A 4,780-nucleotide genomic window follows, 5' to 3' on the forward strand; every position below is an offset into this window, starting at 1 on the left:
CAGCGTGGTCGCCCCCTGTCAGTGACCGTTCCAGCGTGGTCGCCGACGGGTGGGCGCGAGCCTGCCCACGTTGCGTCTTAATTTCGGATCAGGTCTGACCACCGATCATCGAGGCCGCTGGCATGCCCAGCTTCCCCGGAACGCAACAGCGCCGTTGCCAGTTCCAGCTTCAGCAGGTGGTGTTCTAGCGATTCATTGAGCCAGGCGCAGTCGGCAGGACGGCCGGGATCATGGGCGAAGTACCGCAGCTTGAAAGGGGAGAGCTTGGCGTGCACTCCGTACCCGCACTCGGGGCAGCCCAGCGCGACCCGAGGCCTAACCTTGTGCACAGATTCCCAGGTCAGACCGCATCCTAGATCCGGCAGGGTGGCATCGATACGGCCGACCTCGGGGTGAATCGCGGCGAACGCCATGTCAGCAGCCGCGGTCGACGGGAAGCTGAGCGACGGCGAGATGTGCGACGACGGCTTCCGAGCCTGGCCGGGCGCGTCCTCCCAGAGACCGAACACTGCGGATGCGGCTCACCGACGCCCCCTCGTCGAGCTGGCGGAACAGACGTGCTGGTACCGATAACCATGATGGACTGAGCGGCTCAGAGCGGTGGGCCAGTTGCGATTTCCGCACCGGATCATGTGACGTCGAGCTCTCCTGCCGCCAACTTCGCCAGCATTCCCGCGCGGCGATGCGGGGTGGTGCCGGGTTCCAGCCTCAGCTCGACGAACTACCCGCGATCGTCCGCAGCCGGGACACCGGGCTCGTGCATTCCATGGACCGCCTTACCCGCAGGGTCGACAGCCTGTGTTGTGGACGCTGAGCCGGCAAAGGGGGTGCGGGCGAGTTCGTCCCCGCGCAGGTCGCCTCCGCCAACGGTCCTGCTGCGCATCCCCCAAGCGCACAGCTAGATCATCAAGTCGTGAAGCGCGAACGACGTCGACGGCGAGCCCGCCAGCTCGACTCCATCAGGCGGCAGCCCCTTGCCGGCGTGCGGCGACCTGCGCTGAAGGCGTTCCAGGCCGAAGCATTGCGCCCTCGCCGCATGCCGGTCGGGTCGGGAGACATCAACCGCGGGGACCTGGTCGTCGAGGCTGACTCCCCGGTCGGGAGGCGCGCGAAGCCATGATTCGTCAGCAGGCGCCCGAGGCGGCGAGCACACAGACCAACAGGGCCGGCAAGCCCACCGTCAGCAACACCAGCTCATCTCGCGCCAGCTTCTTGACGCCCTGCCCGCGATCAGCCAGACGCACCGACCGTCACTATTTGTCACCATCTTCTATGGCCTTAATCATCGAGCAGTCCCCTGCACTTCGCCCCCGTTGACCGCCTCACAGCGGAGCCCCCGCAGTGGCCAGCCGCACTGCGCCCCGCACCTAACACCGCCCTGGAGGGGCCGCCGGCGAACGATTGATCGACAGAGTCGTGCGGAATGAGCCCATAATGAGCCCATATTCGATCTTGACGGCGACGCAGACGATCTCTATGGCCGTAAATCCGCAGGTCAAGATGGGTATGCCTGGAGCCGACCAGGAGAGGGGAAGCCCTACCCACCCGATTACAAGACGCACGGCGACGTGCCGCGCCATGCCGCATCGTGCCGGGTAGTGCCGCGTTCTCCCTGGTCACGGCGTTTTCGATGCCGTAGCGTGCCGGCGGGTGCCGCGTCGTACCGGAACATCCGCACCCACAATGAGCCCATCCACAGCACACCTTAAAGATCAAATCTCGGTGAACAGCCCGATCGGACCGAGACCGCCTGTCCCGAAGTTATTGGTCGATGGCCGCTGGATGCTTCTCGAAGACGAAAGCGGCTGGCGGAGGCGATCCATGCACCCAGTGCGACTGGCGTACGGACAATCGATGTCGCAAGTGTTGGGGGTGTTTGTGGTGCGCTCGGCAACGCACCACAAACATCCCCAACCACCCTGGCCCGTGCGGTTGCACATCGCACACACTCCCACTACCTGTACCCCCGCAGTAGCCGGAGCCTCGGTACGCGGCCTCGCCGGGCGCCCTGCTGCACGAACCCGCGCGGGGACGCGGGCAGCCAGAGGCCAGGCGGTAACCATCGGGGCCCGCATCGTGTGGACGATGCGGGCCCCAACCTGCCTCAACCAGGCGCGCACCGCAGGAGAATCGAACTTCCGCACCTCCCCCGCATCATCAAGGGAAGCGGACCAACCGGCGCTGCGTGTCAGACTACCCGACGCCAAGTCCCGCCCCCTGTCTTGCCTCCATGCGCCCGGCCGCCGCTGGCACGACCAGGGCGTCGGGGTGCCGGGGCGGCTCGCGCTAACGGCTGATCGACCAGCCATAGCGCGGCTCGGACCTCATCGCCCTCGGGCTCGGGCGTGACCTCGCCTCGTTCGAGCCCGGCCACCCAGTCGGCTGTCGGACCGGCTGACGTCTTGGTACGCCGGGGCGGTACGAAGCGGCAACGATCCGGCGGCGGGCGACATCGACACTCGCGAGTTCCCCGGCGTTGCCTACCACGCGGTCGACAGCCTCCCGGACGACGCGCTCGCCGTGCTTGTGGGGTGCCGGAACTGTGCCACCGGGGTTGACCTGGGGTTTCAGGCGGCTCGTTCGTATTCGTTGATCAGTCCGCCGAGGACAGGTCGGCGCCTGATCCGTATGGAGGTCGGCGATGGGATGGTCGGGTCGGGGCGGTTGGAGCTCGAGTGCGCGGNGGGGGCGTTGTCCGTTGTAGTGGCGTACGTACTGGGTCAGGACGGTTCGTAGGTACCGTTCGCCGAGGATCAGGATGCGGTCGGTGACCTCGGCGCGGACGGTGCGGACGAACCGTTCCGCGTAGGCGTTCGCCCGGGGCGCTCGAGGCGGGATCTTGACCGTGGTGATGCCGACGTCGGCGAGGACCGCGTCGAACGACGCGGTGAACTGCCCGGCGCGGTCGCGGACCAGGAACCGGAACTCGGCTGCCCGGTCCCCAAGGTCCATGAGGAGGTTGCGGATCTGCTGGGTGGTCCACGGCCCGTCTGGGTGCGCGGTTACCCCGACGAGGTGGACATAGCGGGTGCCGACCTCCATGACAAACAAGCAGCGCAGGCGCCGCAGCGTCACGGCACAGTCCACGTGGAAGAAGTCAACGGCCAGCATCGTCGAGGCCTGGGCGCGCAGGAACTCCCGCCAGCTCGAGTCGGCTGCCGCCGCGGCGCTGGAGGCAGCCCGAGGGACTTCAGGACCCTACGGATCGTGGACGCGCCGACCCGGTGGCCGAGCTTGAGCAACTCGCCCTGAATCCTCTTGTACCCCCACGTCTTGTTCTCGGTAGCGAGCCGTTCGATCAGCGCAGTGATCTCCACGCTGATCGGCGGTCGTCCGGTTCGCAGGGGATAGGTCCACTTCCTGGTGACCAGGCGGCGGTGCCAGCGTAGGACGGTGCCGGGAGTGACCAGCCGGTGCATCCGTAGCCGTTTCGGTAGCCGTCGGATCAGAGCGGCGAGTATGGCCCGGTCCGCCCAGTCCCACCGAGGCCGCGACTGGGCGCGGCGCAGCACTGCGACCTCGTGTCGCAGCACGAGCAGCTCGATGTCCTTCGATGCCGACGATCGGCCGAGCAGAACGAGCCAGCCACACACCCTGACGAAGATCAGGTAGAGCAGGCGCACGGACATGGTTGACCATCATGCCGGCGACCGGTCCGTAGCATCGTCCCAGCTCACAGGCCTAGTACTACAGCGACAGTGATCTTTGTGTGGCTGCTGCCTGCCTGGCGATGCCTTGGGCGGCGTAGATCCGGGTCTGGTAGTGGTAGTAGCGGGCGCGGGCCTGGTGGCCGCGGCGCCAGTCCGACCACCAGGTGATCATGGCGGGTGGAAGTACGGCTTCGGTGAACAGGGCGAAGACGTGGCGGATCTCGTTGAGGGTGAATGGTGTCCTCATGTGCCTGTCTGGTTCTGGCTGTTCGGCGACGGGTAGGCCTCCGGGGAGACGCGTGTATCCCACGGCGGTCATCGTGGGCGGGACGGTCGGCGGGTTCTGTTCGCGGTGTTTCGTCGCGGTGATGGCGAGCCAGGCGTGGGCGAGCATCGCCAGCGTGATATGCCGATACCAGGCGTGGTAAAGCCGGACCTGATAGTGGTCGAGGCCGACCTCGTTCTTCCCGGACTGGAAGCATTCCTCTATTCCCCAGCGGCGTCCCGCGACGGTGACGAGCGTTCCCAGCGAAACCGGCCGCGGGCTGTGCGTGACGAAGAAAGCGAGCTCTTTCTTACCGGAGCGTGAACGGCGGATCAGGATCTGTTTGGGTCGATCGTCCGGGCCGGCGAGGTCGGTGGTGTCCANCAGCGCCCAGTCGTACATCCGAGGCCCTTTCGAACCGTCAGCNCAGGAATATGTCTTCCACGCGCGGGCGGGAACCTTCGCGGCGAGAGCGTCGACCCGGAANCGCCCAACAGCCGTGGACACCTCCANGTCCTTCTTGACCGNGAGGACATAGCCGATCCGGTGTGCTTCCAGCCAGTCGCGTAGCTCGGGGTCGGCGCCGTACACCTCATCGCCGGCGACCCAGCCGATCTGCCGGCAGGCCAGCCAGAACCGGCGGATCATGTCCAGGGCCAGCAGCGGCTTCGTCGCGAACCCCACCCGGCCCGGCACCCCTGCCGCCGCGCANCGNGNCCGGTCCTCGGTCCAGCTCGCGGGAAGATAAAGCTCCCGGTCGACCAGTGCCCGCCCCTTGCCGGAAACATAGGCGGCGAACACGCCTATCTGACAGTTCTCGATCCTGCCCGCCGTACCACTGTATTGACGTTGCACCCCTGCCGAC

At 66.8% G+C, this 4,780-nt stretch carries 1 protein-coding gene and 6 pseudogenes; all 7 read right to left on the reverse strand.

Translation table 11 applies throughout. The annotated features are described in order from the left end of the window. Positions 1–77: 77 nt before the first annotated feature. Entirely contained in the window at positions 78–509 is a 432-nt protein-coding gene (locus FF36_RS30940) for a competence protein CoiA family protein (protein ID WP_044888757.1), read from the reverse strand. Positions 510–2,567: 2,058 nt separating this feature from the next. Further along, positions 2,568–2,683 (reverse strand): annotated as a pseudogene (locus tag FF36_RS39705) (integrase core domain-containing protein); the annotation flags it as partial. Between the two features lies 1 nt (position 2,684). Beyond that, a pseudogene (locus FF36_RS39710) lies at positions 2,685–3,629 on the reverse strand (integrase core domain-containing protein); the annotation flags it as partial. Between the two features lie 58 nt (positions 3,630–3,687). After that, positions 3,688–4,298 (reverse strand): annotated as a pseudogene (locus FF36_RS39715) (IS701 family transposase); the annotation flags it as partial. A gap of 44 nt (positions 4,299–4,342) precedes the next feature. After that, a pseudogene (locus tag FF36_RS39725) lies at positions 4,343–4,401 on the reverse strand (hypothetical protein); the annotation flags it as partial. Between the two features lie 42 nt (positions 4,402–4,443). After that, positions 4,444–4,629: pseudogene (locus tag FF36_RS39740) on the reverse strand (IS701 family transposase); the annotation flags it as partial. Positions 4,630–4,632: 3 nt separating this feature from the next. Beyond that, positions 4,633–4,780: pseudogene (locus FF36_RS39745) on the reverse strand (transposase); the annotation flags it as partial.

Origin of the sequence: Frankia torreyi, from assembly GCF_000948395.1 — a bacterium.
GTDB lineage: Bacteria > Actinomycetota > Actinomycetes > Frankiales > Frankiaceae > Frankia > Frankia torreyi.